The following is a 22877-nucleotide window of genomic DNA, read 5'->3' on the forward strand; positions in this document are numbered from 1 at the left end:
TAGACTAAAAAAACCTATGAAAGAATTAAAAAAAAGTTTAAAAAATATGTTAAAAAAAAGTATATAATTATTTTTATTGAAAAATAATTATAACTTTGTGTTATAACACTTAAACAAAAGCCTATAGAGCAATAATACTTTTAATTACAGTTTTTTATCCCAATAACTTTTAAAAAGTATTGTTTATGACTACTACTTCAATTCCAGATGCACTCTTAGTAAGGAGCTATATAGAAGGTAATGAAAATGCTTTAGCTCAGTTGATTGATCGTCATCAAACCAAAATCTATAGTTTCATCTATTCAAAAGTACAGGATAGTGAAATCGCAAATGATATTTTTCAAGATGTCTTTATCAAAGTAATTAAAACATTAAAAGGGGGAGGAAAACACTATAACGAAGAAGGTAAATTTTTACCTTGGGTTATGAGGATCTCCCATAATTTAATTATAGATACTTTTAGAAAGGAAAAGAAAATGCCTAAATATAGAGATACAGAGGAATTTTCAGTTTTTTCTTTAATTACAGACGGTTCACCTAATATAGAAATGAAGATGATTGCAGAGCAAGTAGAAAATGATCTGATTCGTCTTATAGAAGAATTACCTGATGATCAACGTCAGGTGTTAGAGATGCGCATATACGATGACTTAAGTTTTAAAGAAATTGCAGAAATTACAGGCGTTAGTATTAATACTGCTTTAGGGCGTATGCGCTATGCTTTGCTTAATATGAGAAGAAGTATAGAAAAAAATAATATCATTTTAGCAAGTTGAGATAATAAAGGGATAAAGTTTACGTTATATATTTAAGTAAATATAAAAAGAAATTATGGCAAAACTTTACATGAAAAATACATCTCAATTTCCTAAAATAATGCCAAAAAGAGAAACAATAAAATTTATTTTAAATTACTCAAAAGATTTAAAAATAATAAAAGTAGATGGTAAAAAATTTGAGTTAGTTACCAGCTAATGCTTGATTATGTAATGTTTAAAGCATCCTATTTAAGGATGCTTTTTTTGTTATATTCTTTTATAACACTACTTCGTCCAATTGTTTTTGTAATAATATCATTTTCAAGTCTCCAGCCCCTTGCAGGAGAATATTCTCTTCCGTACCATATAATCTGTAGATGAAGATCATTCCATGTTTCTCTAGGGAAAAGTCTTTTAGCATCTTTTTCAGTTTGTTGTACAGAAGAACCATCTGATAGATTCCAACGATACATTAGTCGATGAATATGAGTGTCAACAGGAAAGGCTGGAACTCCAAATGCTTGACTCATAACAACACTAGCCGTTTTATGTCCTACAGCAGGTAAAGCTTCTAAAGCATCAAAAGAAGCAGGAACTACTCCTTCGTGTTTTTCGATTAAAATATGCGATAATCCATAAATTCCTTTTGATTTCATAGGAGATAAACCACAAGGCCTAATAATTTCCTGAATTTCTTCAATACTTAATTTAATCATATCATAAGGATTATCCGCCTTAGCAAAAAGAAGAGGCGTAATCTGATTAACCCTTACATCTGTGCATTGAGCCGAAAGCAAAACCGCTATTAAGAGTGTATAAGGATCTTTGTGATCTAAAGGAATAGGTATAGTAGGATAGAGCTCGTTAAGAGTGTTAATTACAAAATTAACTTTTTCTGCTTTGTTCATTATTATTTATTTTTACCAAAAATAAGTAAAACAATGACAAATTTAAAAATTGGAGATAAAGCTCCCGATTTTTCAGTTTTAGATGAAAATGGGAATAAACAAGAATTAAAAAATTACAGAGGAAAGAAAGTCGTATTGTTTTTTTACCCAAAAGCCAATACTCCGGGATGTACAGCTGAAGCATGTGATTTAAGTAATAATTTTGAAAAATTTACAGCCCTTAATTATGTGTTACTAGGAGTAAGTGCAGATAATGCGAAGATACAAAAAAGATTTTCAGATAAATTTAGTTTTCCTTTTCCTCTATTAGCAGATGAAGACAAAGAAATAATTCAAGCATACGGAGTATGGGGACCTAAAAATTTATGGGAAAAGAATTTGACGGTATTCACCGCACAACATTTGTAATAGATGAAAAAGGAATTATAGAAGACGTTATTCTAAAAGTAAAAACGAAAGAACATACATTGCAAATATTAAAAACACCTTAATCGTTTAAAAGAATCAATAAGATAAAAAAATATTGGAAATTTAATATTATTGTAAAATTAACCCAGCTTCCACATTAGACTTCGTTGTGAAATAAAAAAACAAATTCAAGTGTTCACGAAAAATTTTAGAAGAAAAAATAAAGAACTATTATGACAATTAAAATTTTGAGTACGTACTTACATTTGAAGAGTAATAAGGAGAATAGGCTTTGCAAATTTAATTTGTTCGAGTTTAATGCGGATTTTGGGTTTATAAAAATATTAAGGGATTAAAAAGTCAGAATAGCCTAGCGTGAAAAAATAATCTCTTTTATCACAAAAAACAATTCAAAATTTTTTGATTGAAACGAAAATAAGGATTTTTGTTTCATGTTTTAGTTTATATGTACCCTATCGCAGGGGTACAAATAAGCAAGATGAAATAGAGAGTAGAAAATCATTTTGCAACCAATTGAAAATCCGTTAAAAAAGCACAAAAATAGCTAGATAAGCTTATTATTAAATTCTATAGTATTCTCAAGAGCCATTAACTTTATTTCCGATTCCTTTATCAGAATATCAAAAAAAATAGTAAATTCCTCTTCAAAGAGTAAATAAAATTCTTTTAATTCCCGAATTGCGCCGCCCATATTAGCTCTGTATTGCGTTCTATGATCCATTTGAAAAAGAATTTTCTCAATTCCAGAAAGTGAGCCATAGCTCACAAGCCAGTTATGAGCTATCATATAGGGAAGCATGTTTTGAGTTTTAAGAGTAAGTAAATTATAATTATTTTTTAGTGATTGATAAAAATCATCAGCATATTCTTCCAAAGGTGTAGAGTGGTAAGTTAACCAGTTTTTGGCTAAAAAATGATCATAAAGAATATCCATAATAACACCTGCATAATGCCCGTAATTTTTATGAAGTCGATGTTTACTTTTTCTATAAATAAGATGACTATCCGTAAAAGAATCTATAAATCGATGTAAAAGTATTCCTTTTTGAATTTCAATATCAAATTTATTATATTCTTTTCCACGTATGCCATCAGCCATAAAATTGCCTATTTTTAGTAATTCATTATTACCAGATAAATAAATGTGAGCTAGAAAATTCAATTATATATTGTTTTATAGGTGTTATAAATATAGTTTTTTTACTTGAATCTTTAAAGTATATTTGTTATCCAATTATAAACATAACAAAAATGACTTTAATAAAATCAATATCAGGAATTAGAGGGACGATAGGAGGAAATGTAGGAGATAATTTGACCCCAGTAGATGCGGTAAAATTCGCTTCAGCTTACGGAACTTTTTTAAAACAAAATGCAACAAAAGATAAATTAAAAGTTTGTATTGGTCGTGATGCGCGTATTTCAGGACCAATGATTCATAACCTAGTGGTTAATACATTAATAGGCTTAGGAATAGATGTTATAGATTTAGGGTTGTCTACAACCCCTACAGTTGAGGTGGCAGTACCTTTAGAGCAAGCCGATGGAGGTATTATTTTAACCGCTTCTCATAACCCTAAACAATGGAATGCTCTAAAGTTATTAAATGATAAAGGCGAGTTTTTAAGTGGTGCTGATGGAGCTAAAATATTAGAAATTGCAGAACAAGAAGCATTTGATTTTGTAGAAGTTGATTCATTAGGAAAAGTTATTGAAAATGATGCCTATATGGATATTCATATTGATGAGGTGTTGAATTTACCTTTAGTAGATGCTCAAGCTGTTGCTCAAAAAAAGTTTAAAGTAGTTGTTGATGGCGTTAATTCATCAGGAGGGATTATTATTCCTAAGTTGTTAGAGCAAATGGGGGTAGAAGTAGTTAAGTTATATTGTGAACCTAATGGGCATTTTCCTCATAATCCTGAACCCTTAAAAGAACATTTAGGCGATATTTGTAAATTAGTAGTAGAAGAAAAGGCTGATTTTGGAATTGTAGTAGATCCAGACGTAGATCGTTTGGCCTTTATTTCAAATGATGGTGAAATGTTTGGTGAAGAATATACATTAGTTGCTGTAGCAGATTATGTGTTAAGTAAAACACCGGGAAATACTGTATCCAATATGTCTTCATCCCGTGCGTTAAGAGATATTACCGAAAAACACAAAGGTACCTATCAAGCAAGTGCTGTAGGAGAAGTTAATGTAGTGGAATTAATGAAAGCCACACAAGCAATTATTGGAGGAGAAGGTAATGGGGGGATTATATATCCTGAAATTCATTACGGACGTGACGCATTAGTAGGAGTAGCCCTATTTTTAACTCATTTAGCAAATCAAAACGTAACAGTCGCAAAAATGAGAGCCGATTTTCCTCAGTATTTCATGAGTAAAAACAAAATAGAATTAACACCTCAAATAGATGTTGATGGCATAATGAATAAAATAGCAGAAAAATATGCTAATGAAAACATTTCAACAATTGATGGCGTAAAAATTGATTTTCCAACGGAATGGGTACATTTAAGAAAATCAAATACAGAACCCATTATTCGTATTTATACAGAAGCACCTTCTCAAAAAGAAGCAGATGTTTTAGCAGAACGTTTTGTTAACGAATTAAAATACTTAGCAGGTATTTAATCTCCTTTATACATTGTTAGTATTTCTAGATTAGTATTCAATTGTTAAAAGAAATAATCAATATACTCAAAGTAGTATCAAAAAATATCTTAGAAATAATTGAATACTTTTCTTTTAAACCAGATTTCCGTATTAAACTTTATTTTGAAATAAAAATTTTTGATAATCAAGTGTTTATAAGGAATTTTATAAAAAGAAATAGAGAGCTTTTGGATGGTTAAAATTGGAGTATGTGCTTGAACTTTAAAAAAAAGTAAAGTAGAATAGATAGCTGTATTCAATTCGCTTTGTTTGAGCCTAATGTGGGATTTAGGTTAAATTTTAGATTACTATTTTATAAAAATTGAAAATCTAAAAAAAGGATCCTTAGTAAAAATAGATAGACTTTTAAGAAATTAAAATAGATTTCTTAAAATTAAACAATTCTAAAAAAAATAACACTATATAAAAATAGTCATAATATATACGGCTTAGATACTCTTTAAAGATGTCATAAATTTTTCATTTTATAATAGAGATATTATATAAAAAACAAATAAAAACGTAAAAAAAAATATATAAATAAAAATTTTTCGACAAGTTTTATATATTTGTTCATCTTAATATAAAAAAACAATCAAAAAAATATGTCATTAACACGTTTATTTAGAAAAAAATCACTTGACGTAATCTTAAAACAAGGAGGTGATGGAGAACACTCGGGATTAAATAAAGTGTTAACAGTAAAAGATTTAACCTTTTTTGGAATTGCAGCTATTATAGGAGGAGGGACTTTTTCAGCTATAGGAAATGCCTGTTTTTCAGGAGGGCCAGTGTAATTCTGTTATACGTTATTTGTGCTATTGCATGCGGTTTTACAGCTATGTGTTATGCTGAGTTTGCAGCAAGAGTTCCTGTTTCAGGTAGCGCTTATACCTATGCCTATGTTTCTTTTGGTGAATTGTTTGCTTGGATTATAGGCTGGGCATTATTAATGGAATATTCTATTGGAAATATTTATATAGCTTTTTCCTGGAGTGGATATTTTACTAATTTGTTAGAATCTTTTGGATTACACTTACCAGAATGGTTAACAATAAATTACAAATCAGCACATACAGCTTTTCTAGAAAATAAAATAGGTGAAGGTTTATTAGCTTGGCAAAATGCTCCTGAAATAGCAGGATTTAAAATTATTTTTGACATGCCAGCTGTATTAATAAACGTATTGATAACCTATTTAATTTATAAAGGAACCAGCGAATCAAAAAATGTCAGCAACTTTATGGTCTATTTAAAGTTGATAGTCATAGTACTTGTAATAGCAGTAGGAGTCTTTTATATAGATATTGATAATTGGAATCCTTTTATGCCTAACGGTTTCAAAGGAGTTATGGCTGGAGTTTCAGCTGTTTTCTTTGCCTATATTGGTTTTGATGCTGTTTCTACCTTAGCAGAAGAAAGTAAAAATCCACAACATGATTTACCTAGAGGAATGATTTATTCATTGGTGATTTGTACCATCGTATATATCATTTTAGCTCTAGTATTAACAGGAATGGTAAAATATGATTTATTAGGCGTTAGTGATCCTTTAGCTGAAATTTTTGCCTTAAAAGGAATTAAATGGATGTTATTCATCGTATCAATTGCAGCAGTGGCAGCCATGACTAGTGTAATGTTAGTTTTTCAGATGGGACAACCTCGTATTTGGATGACGATGAGTCGTGATGGATTAATGCCTAAACAATTTGCTTCTATACATCCTAAATATAAGACACCGGGATTTGCTACAATAGTAACAGGAATTGTTGTAGGATTACCTATCTTTTTTACAGATGAAAATTTTGTCCTAGATTTTACAAGTATAGGCACTCTATTTGCCTTTGTATTAGTTTGTGGCGGTGTTCTTATGTTAGCTCCCCATAATGAAGAAGAAGCAAATGCTCCCACAAGAGGAAAATTTAGAATACCATACATAAATTCAAAATGGATTTTTCCAACTATAGTTGTTATTTCATTCTTAACAATTCATTTTTTATTCCCAGATTATTTTAGTTCTACTTTAAGTTTAAATGAATCTAATTTAGCAACCAATTTGCCTCTAATAGTTTTCTTTGCTTTTACTTTGGTTATGACTATTTTATCTTTCTTAAAAAAACTATCACTGATTCCTTTATTGGGACTAATATCATGTTGTTATTTGTTAACAGGAATGGCTGTAAGTAATTGGAAATGGTTTGGAATTTGGTTAATTATAGGATTAATAATCTATTTTTCATACGGATTTAAAAATAGTAAGTTAAATAAAAAATAGAAACTAAAAAGATGTAAAGAAGAAGTCCTAAAAGTAAAAAGATTATGTAGCTCCACTAGTTCATTAAATGAAGATTAGAATAAGCTAATTAATTAGATTGTTTTTATTTTTAAGACTCCTTTGACTCAAGATTCGATATTAGTTCGTTGTAAAATAAAAATTTTCGATATATTCAAATGCTCGCGGACAATTTTAGAAGAAGAAATAAAGATACTTTTTGATAATTAAAACAAAGTGCGTGTCTGAATAAGAAGAAAGCAAAAAAGAAAGATATAGATTTACTTCGCCAATTCACTTCGTTCGAGTCTAATTCGGAATTTGGCTTAAAAATTAAATCTTAAATTTTCTTATTTCTTATGAATATTTAGAAATAAGATGTATTGTATCATAAATCAAGGCTTAAGATTTCTTATTTCTGAATTCAAATCCTGTTTTTAAGGCTTTTGCTCTAAAAACAGGGTTTGTTTTAATAGATTTGCATGAATACTATTTCAAGAAAAAATCCAAAAAATAAATTACTCTTCTTTTAAATATTTTATTAAAGTCTCAGACTTTTGCCTAATAATAAAAGAGTAGAAGGCATATTATCAGTATTATATCATTACTTTCGCTGGTCGAAATGAATAAAACGGGAGTCTTTTGAATACCCTCTAAAATTACCTGTTAATAAGAATATTATAATATATCAGCTAACTTTTTTGTTAAGTTTTTGCGAGAATATTGTTGTAGCCCTACAGCATATACCTTTAAATTATTTTCTAAATAAGCATTAAAATAAATTAATATTTTCTCTTTAAGAGCTTTCTTTTCATTATAAGTAAAAAAGCTACCTGTATTAGTTTCCGTTATAATAGAAGCAAAATCAGAATCTTTTGGGCCAATTGCTATTATGGGACGTTCAGAAACTATATACTCAAAAACTTTACCGAGGGATAATACTTTTTGTTTCCTCTGAGTCAATTTCTATTAAAAGTAATACTTGAGATTTTCGCTGATGTATAACAGCTTCTTCATGCGAAACATATCCTAAATTATTTGTAAATGAATCGAGATGAAATACCTTGATAGAATTAAGAACTTCTTGACTGATTGCACCCATTAATTTTAACTCAAAATGTTCAGAAAAATTAGGGTTTTCGGAAATTAATTCCCTTAAAGCTTGCCATAAAATTTGAGGATTTCTATCAGAAAGAAAAGAACCTATATGAGCTAATGTAAATTTTGAATCTAAGACTTGTTTATTTACTTTTTCTATATCATAACCATTTGTAATGACATGTATAGATTTAGATGTAATAGATTGAAATTCTTTTTTGGTAGTTGGACTCGTAACAATTAGCTCATCCGCAGTATTCATTACTTTATACTCTAGTTCTTTATGTTTTAGAGCCGAATTTTTACTTAATTTCAACGATTTATGATATCCAATTGTAGTCCAAGGATCTCGAAAATCGGCTAGCCATTTGATATTTAGATTTTTTTAAGACCCAATCCAATGAGATGTAAACTATGGGGAGGACCAGTGGTAATTATAGTGTCTATGTTATTTTGTTGTATGTATTCTGATAAATAAGCTATAGAAGGTTTTACCCATAAAACACGTGCATCAGGAATAAATAAATTACCCCTGATCCATAATAATAATTTCTGGATAAAGGACTGCTTTTTTTGAGCTGGAATAATTCCAGAACTTATTTTTTTTGTACTATTTTTTGAAAAAAGAGAAGCCCAAGCATAAGGTTCTATAATTGTTTTTTTTAAAATAGTTGTAGTAGGTAATATTTCTTCGATTAATTTTTGATCAAGTAAAGGATAAGTAGGATTTTCAGGTATATATACAATAGGTTCGATATTAAAATCGGGTAAATATTTTACAAATTTTAACCATCTTTGAACACCTGGCCCTCCAGCAGGAGGCCAATAATATGTTATAATTAATACTTTTTTCATTACAATAATTAAAAAGATTTAGTAATTCAACTTTTTATCAAAAAAATACCTAAATAAGTCATGCCAAAACCAATAGCTAAACTTACAAAAGTATATAAGAAAGCAATACCTATTTGATTGTTTTGTAATAATTGAATGTTTTCGTTAGAAAAAGTAGAAAAAGTAGTAAATCCACCACAAAATCCAGTTATTAAAAAATATTTTAACTCAGTAGTATTATCAGTTTGTTTTTCAAAATAGCCAAAAAATAAGCCAATTAAAAAACAACCTAAACTATTTACGATAAAGGTGCTAATAGGAAAATTGCTTATAAAAAAACGATTAAAAAAAGAGAGGCTAGATAGCGTAAAATACTACCTATGCCTCCTCCTAATCCTATATAAAAAAATGATTTCAGTTTCTTTGATTTTTTTAATTAAATAAATACCTCCTACTATAAGACCTATCATTAAGATAAAGCTAATCAAAGCTATAATACTACCCGTTTTAACGACTTGAGGTTCAAATTTAAACTCAATGATATGTTTGCCAGCAGGAATAGGTAAGCCTCTTAATATATAATCTACACGGTAATGATTCTTTAATTTTCCATCTATGTAAGCATTCCATCCTTTGCCATAATACATTTCTGAAAATACAGCAAAACCATTTTGAGGATTTACGGATTCATATTTTAAATCATTTGATTTATAAGACTGTAATATTATTTTAGCATCTTTATTTGAAATCTTTTTATTCTCTCTAAAATCTTCATTTATTGAAGTACTATTTAAGATAGCAACCTCTTTTGAATTAAATTTATTCAAAGATTTCATTTCCTCATCTGCTGACTTTACAAATTGTATAGATTTTACAAACCAAGCATTACCATTACTTTGTTCATTGCGAATAGGAAATTGTTCTCCTTTTTCATTTTTTTGTATCAAATACTTTACGTTAAGCATATTCAAAACCTCAATATTGTTTTTTGAAATTTGATAATCAAAAAGTTCTTGCATTCTCCTTGGTTTAGCTGCATGATAACCACCAATAGATTTATGAAAGTATGATGCACGAGGATCACTCATTACATTTTGGGAAACTTCAAAAACGCGATAGTGTGATTTGTCTTGCAGAATGGCTTCATCAAAAGGAGCCATAACGAAAGGGATTTCTACTTCGGAAGCATTTACAAAGTCAGAAGCATTTACATAATTTTTGGCAATTAAAAACAAATCAGCTACCATTAATAACCCCACAAATAAAGTAGCTGCTTTATTTGAAATAGTTTTTTTGAAACTCAAAAATAAACTTCCAGCCGTTAATCCTATTAAAAAGATGGAACGTAATAAATCAGATGTAAAAAGTGATTTACGATCTTCTTTTAAGGCATCAACAAACCCAGGGCCATAAGAATCAATAAAGTAGGTATCTCCTGAAGCTGAAAAACTAAATAAAGATTTAGATAATAATAATAGTAGTAGTGTTCCTATACTCACTATAGTAGCCTTTATAAGACCTTCTTTTTGTTCTTTTTCCTCAGCAATAAAATAAGCCTGAAGTCCAAGTATAGCCAAAACAGGCATACAAAGTTCTAAAATAACTTGTATAGATGATACTGCCCTAAATTTATCATAAAAAGGGACGTAATAGATAAAGAAATCAGTTAATAACGGAAAGTTTTTCCCCCATGATAGAACTAATGAAACAATAGCACCTGCTAAAAAAGCATATTTAATTTTTCTTTTATCAATGAGTAAGGCTAAAATGGCTAAAAAGAAAACAATAGCCCCTATATATGCTGGAGCAGCTACTATAGGTTGATCTCCCCAATAGGTAGGTAGGCCTTTTACTATTTCTTTAGCTTGATCTTCAGGAACATCTTGTGATAAAACAAAATTATACATAGCTGATTTTGTGCCTACATTTTCACTATTAGAACCGCCAAAAATTCTGGCAGATACTAAATTAAGACTTTCTGCAATCCCATAACTATATTCCGTTATATAGTCATAAGTCATAGAAGTTTTAGTATTAGTTTTTTTACCATCAGGACTAAAAGTTAATTCATTTTTGCCTCTTGTACTTTCATTAGCATATTCTTGGGTAGCTAATATTCCTGTTGCATTAACCCCAATAGATACAATTCCAGCTATTACAAATATTCCAAAACTATAAATTAATTCTTTTAAATCATTTTCTTTAATAGCTTTATAAATGTAATAAATAGTCAAAACAAGTAAGAAAATAAACAAATAATAAGTCATTTGATAGTGATTAGCATTAAGTTCTAATGCTGCAGCAATCATGGTTAAAATCCCTCCAATTATCCATCTTTTTTGAAAAACCAGTAGTACACCAGCTATGACCATAGGCATGTAAGCAATTGCGTGGGCTTTTGCATTATGTCCTACTCCCAATATAATGATTAGATAAGTAGAAAAACCAAAAGTTAAAGCACCAAAAAAAGCTTTTATGGGTTTTACTTTTAATACTATTAATAAAATGTAAAAACCAAGAAAATAAAGAAATAAATAATCTGCTGGTCTTGGCAAAAAGCGCAAAACAGAATCAACTTTCTTGATATAATTATAAGGGTAATTAGCTCCTAATTGATAAGTAGGCATTCCGCCAAAAGCACTATTAGTCCAATAAGGTTCCTCATGATATTGTGCTCTAAAATCATTTTGTTCTTTAGCCATTGCTGTATATTGAACAATATCAGATTGTAGAATTTTTTTACCACTTAAAACAGGATAAAAATAAATGATAGAAACGAGTACAAAACCGATTATGGCTAGTACGTGTGGATAAAAACGTTTTAAATTATTCATAAATGAAGCACAATCAAAATAAGGCGTGAAGATAGTAAAATTTTAGATAGTAGGAATTACAAGTTATAATGAATATACTTTACCGTGGTTTGTCATTAGATTGGTTACTTTAAAATTTAATTCACTCTTCATCCCTTTATCTAAGGTTCTTGAATGCTACTCCGTAACTTTTTAGATTATTCTTAAAAAAGTAAAAAATAATTTTGACTTCATATTAAAGTGAAAAAGAGATAAAAAAGAATAAAGCATCTATTTTAAGAGTTTATTCTACTTCTTCATAATCCACATATTCACCTACTTGTTTCGTTGGTTTTTTAAAATCTCTAGTTGAATTCTTTTCATCATAGTAAGTTTCTTTTGTAGATTGATCAAAATTTTCATTTGAGTACTGACGATTAAAATTTTCTTGCGCCTTATTTATTACTTTTCGCATGATGATTGGTAGAAAAACGCGACTTAAAATTTTTATTAAATAATAAAAACCTAAAATGTAAACAATAGTTTTAAATAATCCGGTATAGAAGCTTCTTGCATTTTTATTTTTTTTCAAAAATAAAAAGATTCATTTCACAGTTAAACTGTTTTAACTTATTTTTTATCATTATTGCGATTATTTTTAAAAGCCTTGTTTTAAAATTTCTTTTTTCTTAAAAATAAAATAGTACTTTTGAAACTACATAACATAAGTCATGAAGTCAATCAAACATTTAATTATAACAATTTATTTAATCGCTTTTAATCAACTAACTGCACAGTATACAGATGAAATTAATACCAATAGACCGGGTAATTCAGCTGGTGCCTTTTCAGTTGGAAAAAAGGTTTTACAAGTAGAAGCAGGCGTATATTATGCTAATGAATCCCATTCAGTCCTAAATTATGATGCAAATGGTTTTGGGGTTGATTTAACCACCCGTTATGGTCTTTTAAAAGAAGAATTAGAGTTGTCTCTTGATTTACAATTTCAAATGGATCAGTATACAACAGGTATATTTAAAAAAAATAGAAACGGTTTACGTCAAACAACTTTAGGAGGTAAATATCTTTTTTACGATCCATTCAAAGCGAAAGAAAAAAAACCTAATATTTACAGTTGGAGGGCTAATCATAAATTTGATTGGAAACGATTGATCCCCGCTATATCAGGTTATGTAGGAGTTAATTATACAATGAATAATGATTACGCCATACCTGATGAACTAACTCTTTCACCCAAAGCCATGTTAATTACGCAACATCATTTAGATAGAAGATGGGTAATTGTTGCCAATTTTTTTGCAGATAAAATTATTTCTAAAACATTTAATTACGGTTATATAATAACTGTTACGTATGGAATTAATGAAAAATGGTCTGCAATGCTTGAAAACAGAGGGATTAAAGGGAATTATTACTCAGATGGTATTTTTACTGTAGGAGGAACTTATTTGTTAAACAAGAATCTTCAATTAGATGCCTCTATTAGTAAAAATATAAAATCGACTCCTGATTTATTATACGGTGGAGTTGGTGTTTCCTGGAGGTTAGATAAAAATCATCAAGATCCAAAAATTAAAGAGGGTAAAGAAGTTAAAGAAGTTAAAAAAGAAGAAAAGAAAAAATCAAAAACAGGAATCTTGTCAGAAGAAGAATTAGATAAAGCAGCGGAAAAAGCAGAAAGGAAAAAAAAGAAAAATGAAAAAAATAAAATAGAAGAAGTAAAACCTGTAGAGGAAAAGAAAAAGCGCGTTGATGATTTAGAAGAATCAGGTAATTAAGCTGTTTTATATATTATGATAACAATTATTGAAGCAAAGACAAAAAAACAAATAAAAGAATTTATAAAATTTCCATTTCAATTATATAAGAATAATCCTTATTGGGTGCCGCCATTAATTAGTGACGAAATGGAAACTTTTGATAAAAATAAAAACCCTGTTTTTAAAAATGCAGAAGTCCATTTTTATTTAGCTTATTTGAATAATGAAATAGTAGGACGTGTAGCAGCCATTATTAATTGGGATGAAGTAGAACAATTAGGTAGAAAAAAAACGCGATTTGGTTGGTTTGAAGTTATAGATAATATAGAAATAACGAAACAATTAATTGAAAAAGTAAGAGCGTTAGGTTTAAAAAATCAAATGGATCATATAGAAGGACCAATGGGTTTTTCTAATTTAGATAAAGTAGGTTTTCTTACAGAGGGATATGACCAAATAAGTACGGCTATAGGTTGGTATACACCATCTTATTATATAAAGCATTTTGAAGAATTGGGTTTTAAGGTAGAAAAAAATATATAGAAAGTGAATTTAGTTTTCATGAAGTTGCCTATGAACCAATAAAAAAAGCTTCCGATATTGTAAAAAAACGTTATGGTTTTAAATCTATAAATTTTAATAATACAAAAGAAATTGAACCTTATGTTGATCGAATGTTTGAATTGTTTAATAAAACATACGTAAAATTACAATCATTTGTAACGATTAATAAAGACCAAGTTAATTATTTTAAGAAAAAATATATCCCCTTTGTCAACCCAGAATATATAAAATTTGTAGAAGATATTAACGGGAATATTATTGCTTTTGCCATTGTTATGCCTAATTATGCTCCCGCTCAGCAAGCAATAAAAGGAAAACTTTTCCCTTTTGGTTTTTTAAAAATGCTTCAGGCAAAAAAAATAATAAAGAAGCAGTCTTTTATTTAATAGGTATAGCACCCGAATATCAAAGTAAAGGCGTAACAGCTGTTATATTTGAAGAATATCACAAGGTTTTTACTAAAAAAGGTGTAACAAAATGTGTTCGTACGCCAGAGCTAGAAGAAAATGCAGCAATACAAAACCTTTGGAAAAATTTTAATCCTAAAATAACAAAAAGAAGATGTACTTATAGTAAAGACATTTAGTAAAATTATAAGGAAATGTATCAGGATTCTAGGTCTTAATGAGAAAACAAAATCAGGATAATTTTTCAAATATTCAAAAAGAAATAAAAATATATGGTGTTCCTTTTTGATTTTTACTTTTAAAATATTTTCCATAGAATGTATAAAAAAAATAGTAACCCCCATTTTTAAGGCTTTTACTTAAAAAAGGGGGTTAAATTTAGGAGTAATAAGCTCTTAAATCTTCATTTATTCATGAATGAGCAAACTCAATCATATCATAACGGTCCATTCAAAAGGATCTTCTGTTATTTTGTGTTGAATACACGTTAATTTATCTTTTAATCTTTTTGCATAAGAATGATCAATACTAGGAAGTTCATAATATTCCTCTTTATATTGAAAACCTTTTATAGGGCTTACAGCAGCAGCAGTACCAGCTCCAAAAATTTCAAGTAAACTGCCCTCTTTTGCCGCTTTAATTAATTCAGAAACAAGAACAGGACGAACCATTACTTCTATTCCTTCACTTTCCGCTAGAGTAATTAGAGTTTTGCGTGTTACACCATCCAAAATACGATCGCTAGTAGGAGCTGTAAATAACGTATCGTTAATTCTGAAAAATACATTCATCGTGCCGCATTCCTCCAGTTGTGTATGAGTTGCATCGTCAGTCCATATTATTTGTTGAAATCCTGCTTCATTAGCAAGTTTAGTAGGATAAAATTGCCCAGAATAATTACCGGCAGCTTTTGCGGCACCAATTCCACCATTAGCAGCTCTACTATAATAGTCCGCAATCATTACTTTTACATCTCCCGAATAATATGCCTTAGCTGGTGATAAAATAATACAAAAACGATATTGCGAAGAAGGTTGTGCTATGACACCACTACCTATAGCTATCATAAATGGTCTGATATAAAGTGTGTTACCTATTCCTTTTTTAATCCATTCCTCGTCAATCTTTAATAATTCTTTTAAAGCATCTATAAATATAAATTCAGGAACCTCAGGCATACACATACGTACAGCCGATTTATTCATGCGAATATGGTTTTCTTCAGGACGAAATAACCAAATAGAATTATCTTCTGCTTTATAAGCCTTCATCCCCTCAAAAATAGCCTGTCCATAATGAAAAACCTTGGCAGAAGGATCTAAAGTAAAGGGTTCATAAGGTTTGATAATAGGTTTTTCCCAAATACCATTTCTATAATCACAAACAAGCATGTGATCTGTAAATACGCTACCAAAAGCTAAATTATCAAAATCAATTTGACTGATTTTGGAAGAAGTACTTCTAATTATTTCAATGTCACTTATAGTTTGTAAGCTCATCACCTTTTTTTTTGCTAAGTTAAAAAAATAATACGTTTTGTTGTGAAATATGTAATTTTTTTCATTTAAAAGAGTTTATTTTTTTGTTTTATTAAAAAAAATGCTTCTTGTTAGTGTTTTTTTATAAATTAAGAAGAATTGAATTAAATTTATTTACAAAAAAGCTTTTGAGTAAATAAAATTAAATTTTAAGAGATAGATTGATAAGCATTAGATTATATGAAAATTATAGTTTCATCAATTAGTGAAATATTCGTAAGAAAAAATAAATCAATAGTAAGATAAGTATATTATGTATTAGATAAATATAATAAAAAATCAGAAGGATTCACTTCTTTAAAAAATGAAATGAACTTTATAGATTTGTAAAAAAGATAAAACGCATTGAAATCTAGAAAATATCTTTGATACAGAATAAGTTTACAAAATAAATAGAAATTATATAAAATAACATTGGAAAGAAAGATAATAACAACTTTAGACGGATCAACAACAATTCAATTAGTCGATTGGAATGAATGTTATCATTCAAAAATGGGAGCAATTCAAGAAGCCTATCATGTTTTTATAAAAAATGGTTTGGATTTTTTTGAAGACGAATCTGTTTCAATTTTAGAAATAGGCTTAGGAACAGGATTAAATGCTTTTATTACATTTTTAGAATCGGAAAGAAAAAAACAAAATATACTATATGAAGGAATAGAAGCTTATCCTATAAGTTTAGAAGAAGCTCAAAATATGAATTATGCCACCGCTTTAGAAGAGGGTAGTAAAAGACATATTTTTGAAAAAATACATTATTCAAAATGGGAGCAAGAGTTACACTTAAGCGAAAAATTCACATTAAAAAAAAGAAAACAATTTTTTCATGAGATACAAGATATTAATCGCTTTGATTTAATTTATTTCGATGCTTTTGGCTATCAAGTACAACCTGATTTATGGACAGAAGAAATATTTTTTAAAATGTATAGCGCACTAAAGGACAAAGGGATATTAGTAACGTATGCCGCTAGAGGTGTTGTAAAACGAAACATGAAATCTGTTGGTTTTGAGGTAGTTAAGGTTCCAGGACCTCCGGGTAAAAGAGAAATGATGATAGGATTTAAGAAAATTTAAAAAAAAATTATAGTTATTTTAAGAATTATTTAACCCCAAAAATATTAAATTTGGTAAACAAAAATTAAACTAGAATAACATGCCAAAGAGAAATATTGATTTTGTTAAATCAATCTTAGAGAGAGTAAGTTTTGATGCCAAATTGTTTGCAAAAGAATTACAAAAAGCACTTAAAAACCTTTTGCCTTATGAAGTAGAAGAGTTATCATCTTGGTTTTATCAGTACACACATGAAAAACCAGAATTAAGAAAATGTAAAATTTATTTAGAAGACTAATACTTTGAAAAAGAAAATAAAAAAGTTCGAAATTTTCGAACTTTTTTATTTTTACAAAAATATAAAAGAAATTTCTTATTGCCTTAAACCTCTTTTTCTAATACGTAAATTGAGTTGAATTTGATATAAATAAGCATTTCTGGTATAATATTATAACTTTTTCTTACATATTATATATTATATTCTTAACTTTAATCTAAACAAAAGAAATTAGATGAGTAAGCTATCATTCCTTATTATTATGCTTTTTTTTAATTGGAAGTTCTTTGGACAAGAACAATTTTCAATTTATTTTAAAAGCAATAAATATGATTTAACCCCATCTGAAAAGCAGGGAGTAGAAAATTGGATTCAAGAAAATAAAAAAAGTAAGATATTAACATTAAGTGGTTATACAGATGAAGATGGAAGCAATCAATACAATGATAGTTTAGCTAAAAAAAGAACAGAAACTATTTTTAATTTAATAAAAGGAAAGATTGTAATTCGAGAAGATTTTAAAAAAATAAGTTTTGGAGAATTACACCAACAATCCAAAATAAAAGCAGAAAATAGAAAAGTAGTAGTCTTCTATTTAAAAGAAAAAGATTTAAATAAAGAAAAAGAAATTATAGCACCAAAATTGCCAACGAATAACTCCCGTGATTTAGTTATTTTTCCCCACAGCCTACTACTAAATAATCCAGATGGTAGCGAAACAGAAATAAAATTAGATACGCAATTCATGAAAAAAATACATGAAGCAAAAGTAGGAGAGAAGTTAAAAATCGAAAATTTAAATTTTGTATTAAATACCTATGCTATAACCCAAGAATCGAGAGGGAAACTGTACGAGTTATGGTTAGTTATGCAACAAAATCCAAAATTAAAAATTCAAATACAAGGCCACGTTTGTTGTGTTAATAAAGATAGACAAGACTTGTCAACCCAACGGGCAAAAGCCGTATATAAATTTTTAGAATTTAAAAATGTTGATAAGTCCAGAATGTCTTACAAAGGTTTTGGAAGTAGTCAACCATTATATGAGTTGCCTGAAAAAAGCGAAGAAGAAAGAGCCGCCAATAGAAGAGTAGAAATAGAAATAGTAGAAAATTAGCAATCTAAAAAAAGTGATATGATTTACGGTTAAGAATTAACTTCTTTTTATCTTTGCGCCACAACAACATAACTTTTATATAATGACTTCCGATACTTCAAAGCGTTACGCAATGCGAGGTGTTTCTGCATCCAAAGAAGATGTACATAACGCTATAAAAAATATTGATAAAGGTTTATTTCCAAAAGCTTTTTGTAAAATAGTTCCCGATTATTTAACAGCAGATGAAGACTATTGCTTAATTATGCACGCCGATGGTGCCGGTACAAAATCTTCATTAGCTTATGCGTACTGGAAAGAAACAAGCGATTTATCCGTATGGAAAGGAATTGCACAAGATGCGCTTATTATGAATATAGACGACCTATTGTGTGTGGGCGCAGTAGATAATATAATGTTATCGTCTACTATTGGACGTAATAAAAATTTAATTCCAGGAGAAATTATTTCTGCTATTATTGAAGGGACAGAAGAATTAATACAAGAATTAAAAACTTTTGGAGTTACAATTCACTCCACAGGTGGCGAAACAGCCGATGTAGGAGATTTAGTTCGTACTATTATTGTAGATTCAACAGTTACAGCTCGTATAAAACGTTCAAAAGTCATAGATAATGCCCGTATTACTGAAGGAGATGTGATTGTAGGTTTAGCTTCCTATGGACAAGCTACTTATGAAAAAACATATAATGGCGGAATGGGAAGTAATGGTTTAACTTCAGCTCGACATGACGTATTTGTTCATGAATTAGCCACTAAATATCCTGAAAGCTATGACGCTTCCGTACCGTCAGAGTTAGTTTATTCAGGACAAGTTCGTCTAACGGATACAGTTGAAGGATCTCCAATAGATGCAGGTAAATTAGTATTATCTCCTACGCGCACTTATGCTCCAGTAATTAAACAAATTTTAGAAAGATATACACCAAATCAAATTCATGGGATGGTACATTGTAGTGGAGGAGCTCAAACAAAAATTTTACACTTCATAGATAACCTTCACATTATTAAAGATAATTTATTTAAAATTCCCCCTTTATTTAAGTTAATTCAAGAACAATCAAAAACCGATTGGAAAGAAATGTATCAAGTTTTCAACTGTGGTCATCGAATGGAATTATATGTACCTGCCGAAATAGCAAATGATATCATAACCATAGCCCAATCGTTTAGTATTGACGCACAAATTATAGGGCGAGTGGAAGCTTCTAGAACCAAAAAATTAACGATTAAATCTGAATTTGGTAATTTTGAATACTAATTTTAGATAAGAATAATAAAAAAATGCTAAATGATTATTTATTAATAGTAAAAAAATTAAACAACTAATCTAAAATAAATATTAAATGTACGAATTACTATTTTGGAGATACAAAGAGGAAGTTTATCTTAACAATCATGAAGTTTATGAAAAATTGTTAGAAAACAAATTAATTGAAGGTCTAGAAGAACTTCCCGTTACGATTATTTTGAGTCGTATATCAAATGTGTTTGCTAAATGGGAAAAAATAGACTCCATGAGTTTTAAAAATACAACAGGAGTTGGAGCGTTTCATATAAAAATAACGAATCAAAGTCTATTGATAAATTGTTACGGTACAAAAGGAACTGACATGGATAAACTGTGTCAAATTATGGATGAATTTAAATGTCCATTATACGATCCGCAAGTCCCTGTGCGATATGATGAATTTGCTGAGTAAAGATGAAAATTAATCCAAAAATAGGAATTGATCAATTGGTTTTCGGGATGAAACCCAATGATGTAGTAAAGTTGTATGGACAACCCAACAAAGAATTTAAAGATGAAGAAGAAAACTTAATTTACCTTTATAATGAACAAAAATGGCGTTTGACATTTTATGAAGAAGAAGAATTTCGTTTGGGATATATTATTTCATCAAATCCCAATTTGTTATTATTTGATCAAACAATCATAGCAAAACCTATTCATCTAATTCAAGAATTACTGAAAGCCAAAAATTTTAAACCATTAGAAATAGAATCGTTTGACTCAGTTGATAATTATTTTAACGAATCAAATTGGATGATTTTTCAAGTTGAGTACAATCAAGTAATCCGTTTTGAATTAGGAGCTGTATTTAATGATAGTTCGGATGAATTTGATTGGAAATTTAAAGGATGATAAAAAAACATTTTAGTAATAAAACGGTTTAAAGAGCACTAGTATACTAAACCCCATAGGAGAAATTACATTATCAATGTTATGTAATTTCTCTTTTAAACCCAGATTCTGTATTAGATTTCGTTGTGAAACAAAATTTTTCAATAAATTCAAGTGCTCACGGAAAATTTTAGAAGAAGAAATAATGAACTATTTTGATGATTAAAATTTGAGTACGTGCTTGAATTTGAAGAAAATAAAGTTGAATAGATTTACTTCGTCTATTCGCTACGCTCGGGTCTAATGCGTAATCTGGGTTTAATGGTATGATTTAAGATCTTTGAGGTTTTTAACCCCGATTTCAAGAAAGTATTGTTCTTTGACAAATGAGAGCTAACTTGCATTTGCGAGCGAAGCCTTTGTAAAAAGTGTTGAATTTATCCCCTCCAAGATTTTGGCTGAAATGTAAAAAAGCCTCCATTTGGAAGTCCTTTGAGACAATCAATGATCAAACACTATGTTATCTCGTATAGAATAATTTTAGCTAAGTTGGATAGAGTTACGTTATAGATTTTGCGATGAAGATAAAATAATTAAAATTTTGTTCTAATATAATTTTTGAAAAAAAATCGGTTTTATACTTCCAAAATAGAATGGAAGTATAAAACCGGAATTATTAAAAAATTAAGAACTACAAGATAATTGAGAGCAGCCTATTTTTTTCTTTTGCCCAATCGGGTCTTTTAGCAAACCATTTTTCATATTCTGGTTGTTCATCGTATGGATGTTGTATTACTTGATATAGCTCTTCTAATAAACTATAGTCTTCTAAATCAGATTTTTCTATTGCTAGTTGAACCATGTAATTCCTAAGGATATATTTTGGATTTACTAAGTTCATATTTTTTCTTCTTTCTTCATTAGAAAGAGACTCTAAATTAATTCTATTCAAATAATTTTCAAACCATACGAACCATGAATTTTCATTTTCAGGAGTATTATTTGCTACTTCGTAAAAAGCATCTTGTATGACTTGAAAAGCATCTTGTATCGTTTTTTCTTTTGAAATATTGCCTAACAATCGAAAAAATATAGTATAATCTGTTTCTTTTAATTGTAATAAATTAACTAATTGGTAGATTAATTCGCGATCAGAATCATGAGTTTGTATAAGACCTAATTTTTTTCGCATCATATTGATATAGTCATTTTCGTACTCATTTTCATATTCATGAAGTATTTCTTCTAAGTCTTTTGTTTCATTGATCAAAGGATATAAGGCATTTGCTAGTTGATATAAATTCCAAAGAGATACCTGAGGTTGATTACCAAAAGCATATCTATGCTGATGAGAATCGGTAGTATTAGGAGTCCAATTAGGGTTGTAGTCTTCTAACCAACCGTAAGGGCCATAATCAATAGTAATACCGTGAATAGACATATTATCTGTATTCATAACTCCGTGTACAAAACCTACTTGTTGCCAATCTGTGATTAATTTTCGTGTTAATTGAGCAACTGTTTTAAAAAAAAGGATATATGCTTCTTTTCCTGTTTTTTTAATTTCAGGAAAATAATGTTTGATGGTAAAATCAGTTAATAATTGTAAATTTTTTAAATCATTTCGAGCGGCAAATAATTCGAAATTTCCAAATCGAATAAATGAAGGAGCAACACGGCATACAATAGCCCCTTTTTCATAAGCGGGGTTTCCGCTGTATAGAATATCTCTTAGTACATCATTACCTGTTGTTATGATGCTAAGTGACCGAGTAGAGGCAATACCTAAAGCATTCATGGCTTCGGCACATAAATATTCTCTAATGGAAGATCGTAGTACAGCTAAACCATCGGCATTTCTTGAATAAGGTGTTTTTCCAGCTCCTTTTAATTGAAGTGTATATTGTTTATTGTTAATTTCAATTTCAAATAAATTAATAGCACGGCCATCTCCTAGTTGACCAGCCCAGACACCAAATTGATGACCGCCATAACACATTGAAAATGGGGTAGTTTCAGGATATATTTTTTTCCAGAAAAAATAGATATAAAGTCCTCTGATTTTAGGTCATTTATTGAAAGACCTAATTCTTTAGCAAAAAGAATGTTTACATGTACTAAACTGGTTTTTTTTGGATAAGTAGGGGTTGTGTATGAAAAAGCAGACTCAAATACTTTTCGAACTGTATTTTCGTTAATAGGATCAGCCGGTAGTTCCTTTGTAAATTTATTTTTAATTGAAAATGATAAGGACATA

The 22877-nt window shown here is 29.1% G+C and carries 16 protein-coding genes and 5 pseudogenes; 13 read left to right on the forward strand and 8 right to left on the reverse strand.

The features are described from left to right. Positions 1-185: 185 nt before the first annotated feature. Together JJC05_RS14240 and JJC05_RS14245 are read left to right on the forward strand one after the other, a co-directional pair. A complete protein-coding gene (locus JJC05_RS14240) occupies positions 186-776 on the forward strand; it encodes an RNA polymerase sigma factor (RefSeq protein WP_088394151.1) in 591 nt (196 codons plus the stop codon). Between the two features lie 55 nt (positions 777-831). Beyond that, the gene (locus JJC05_RS14245; RefSeq protein WP_164849045.1) at positions 832-975 is read left to right on the forward strand and encodes a hypothetical protein; all 144 of its coding nucleotides are present in this window, start codon (positions 832-834) and stop codon (positions 973-975) included. A gap of 28 nt (positions 976-1003) precedes the next feature. Here JJC05_RS14245 and JJC05_RS14250 read toward each other — a convergent pair whose 3' ends face one another. Continuing rightward, positions 1004-1666, reverse strand: coding sequence for an endonuclease III domain-containing protein (locus JJC05_RS14250; RefSeq protein ID WP_088394149.1), 663 nt, complete (start codon positions 1664-1666; stop codon positions 1004-1006). A 33-nt stretch (positions 1667-1699) separates the two neighbouring features. On the opposite strand from JJC05_RS14250, the pseudogene bcp reads away from it, so the two are divergent. Then, positions 1700-2157: pseudogene (gene bcp / locus JJC05_RS14255) on the forward strand (thioredoxin-dependent thiol peroxidase). 482 nt (positions 2158-2639) lie between these two features. Here the strand turns inward: bcp and JJC05_RS14260 are convergent. After that, positions 2640-3257 carry an acyl carrier protein phosphodiesterase gene (locus tag JJC05_RS14260; RefSeq protein WP_105196586.1) on the reverse strand — a complete coding sequence of 206 codons (618 nt, stop codon included), beginning with the start codon at positions 3255-3257 and terminating at the stop codon, positions 2640-2642. A gap of 89 nt (positions 3258-3346) precedes the next feature. Here JJC05_RS14260 and glmM point away from each other — a divergent pair, with 89 nt between their 5' ends. Both glmM and JJC05_RS14270 read left to right on the forward strand, forming a co-directional pair. Further along, a complete protein-coding gene (gene glmM, locus JJC05_RS14265) occupies positions 3347-4735 on the forward strand; it encodes a phosphoglucosamine mutase (protein WP_105196587.1) in 1389 nt (462 codons plus the stop codon). A 626-nt stretch (positions 4736-5361) separates the two neighbouring features. Further along, positions 5362-7031 (forward strand): annotated as a pseudogene (locus JJC05_RS14270) (amino acid permease). A 675-nt stretch (positions 7032-7706) separates the two neighbouring features. Here the strand turns inward: JJC05_RS14270 and JJC05_RS14275 are convergent. From JJC05_RS14275 to JJC05_RS14290, 4 genes and pseudogenes are all read right to left on the reverse strand, one after another. Next, positions 7707-8981 (reverse strand): annotated as a pseudogene (locus tag JJC05_RS14275) (glycosyltransferase family 4 protein). A gap of 26 nt (positions 8982-9007) precedes the next feature. After that, positions 9008-9292 carry a fluoride efflux transporter CrcB gene (gene crcB, locus JJC05_RS14280; protein WP_309597488.1) on the reverse strand — a complete coding sequence of 95 codons (285 nt, stop codon included), beginning with the start codon at positions 9290-9292 and terminating at the stop codon, positions 9008-9010. 42 nt (positions 9293-9334) lie between these two features. Then, positions 9335-11794: a YfhO family protein gene (locus JJC05_RS14285; RefSeq protein WP_235877701.1), complete on the reverse strand. Its 2460-nt coding sequence runs from the start codon at positions 11792-11794 to the stop codon at positions 9335-9337. Positions 11795-12056: 262 nt separating this feature from the next. Then, positions 12057-12344, reverse strand: a complete 288-nt coding sequence (locus tag JJC05_RS14290; RefSeq protein ID WP_235877703.1) for a DUF4834 family protein — start codon at positions 12342-12344, stop codon at positions 12057-12059. A 139-nt stretch (positions 12345-12483) separates the two neighbouring features. On the opposite strand from JJC05_RS14290, the gene JJC05_RS14295 reads away from it, so the two are divergent. Beyond that, the gene (locus JJC05_RS14295; protein ID WP_127822842.1) at positions 12484-13551 is read left to right on the forward strand and encodes a transporter; all 1068 of its coding nucleotides are present in this window, start codon (positions 12484-12486) and stop codon (positions 13549-13551) included. A gap of 15 nt (positions 13552-13566) precedes the next feature. Further along, a pseudogene (locus tag JJC05_RS14300) lies at positions 13567-14683 on the forward strand (GTP cyclohydrolase). A gap of 252 nt (positions 14684-14935) precedes the next feature. Here the strand turns inward: JJC05_RS14300 and JJC05_RS14305 are convergent. Then, the gene (locus JJC05_RS14305) at positions 14936-16003 is read right to left on the reverse strand and encodes a branched-chain amino acid aminotransferase (RefSeq protein ID WP_105196574.1); all 1068 of its coding nucleotides are present in this window, start codon (positions 16001-16003) and stop codon (positions 14936-14938) included. A gap of 453 nt (positions 16004-16456) precedes the next feature. On the opposite strand from JJC05_RS14305, the gene mnmC2 reads away from it, so the two are divergent. From mnmC2 to JJC05_RS14335, 6 genes are all read left to right on the forward strand, one after another. Then, a complete protein-coding gene (gene mnmC2 / locus JJC05_RS14310) occupies positions 16457-17122 on the forward strand; it encodes a tRNA (5-methylaminomethyl-2-thiouridine)(34)-methyltransferase MnmC2 (RefSeq protein WP_235877705.1) in 666 nt (221 codons plus the stop codon). 79 nt (positions 17123-17201) lie between these two features. Further along, a complete protein-coding gene (locus tag JJC05_RS14315; protein ID WP_088394527.1) occupies positions 17202-17399 on the forward strand; it encodes a hypothetical protein in 198 nt (65 codons plus the stop codon). A 214-nt stretch (positions 17400-17613) separates the two neighbouring features. Beyond that, the gene (locus JJC05_RS14320) at positions 17614-18495 is read left to right on the forward strand and encodes an OmpA family protein (RefSeq protein ID WP_240668921.1); all 882 of its coding nucleotides are present in this window, start codon (positions 17614-17616) and stop codon (positions 18493-18495) included. 82 nt (positions 18496-18577) lie between these two features. Further along, positions 18578-19756: an AIR synthase related protein gene (locus JJC05_RS14325; protein ID WP_088394531.1), complete on the forward strand. Its 1179-nt coding sequence runs from the start codon at positions 18578-18580 to the stop codon at positions 19754-19756. Between the two features lie 85 nt (positions 19757-19841). Then, positions 19842-20198 carry a hypothetical protein gene (locus JJC05_RS14330; protein ID WP_088394533.1) on the forward strand — a complete coding sequence of 119 codons (357 nt, stop codon included), beginning with the start codon at positions 19842-19844 and terminating at the stop codon, positions 20196-20198. A gap of 2 nt (positions 20199-20200) precedes the next feature. Next, positions 20201-20641 (forward strand): hypothetical protein, encoded by a 441-nt coding sequence (locus JJC05_RS14335; RefSeq protein ID WP_105196571.1) that lies wholly within the window; start codon positions 20201-20203, stop codon positions 20639-20641. Between the two features lie 663 nt (positions 20642-21304). Here the strand turns inward: JJC05_RS14335 and JJC05_RS14340 are convergent. Next, positions 21305-22876, reverse strand: a pseudogene (locus tag JJC05_RS14340) (protein adenylyltransferase SelO). Position 22877 lies beyond the last annotated feature (1 nt).

The sequence above is a fragment of the Flavobacterium davisii genome, from assembly GCF_019565505.1.
Lineage (GTDB): Bacteria > Bacteroidota > Bacteroidia > Flavobacteriales > Flavobacteriaceae > Flavobacterium > Flavobacterium davisii.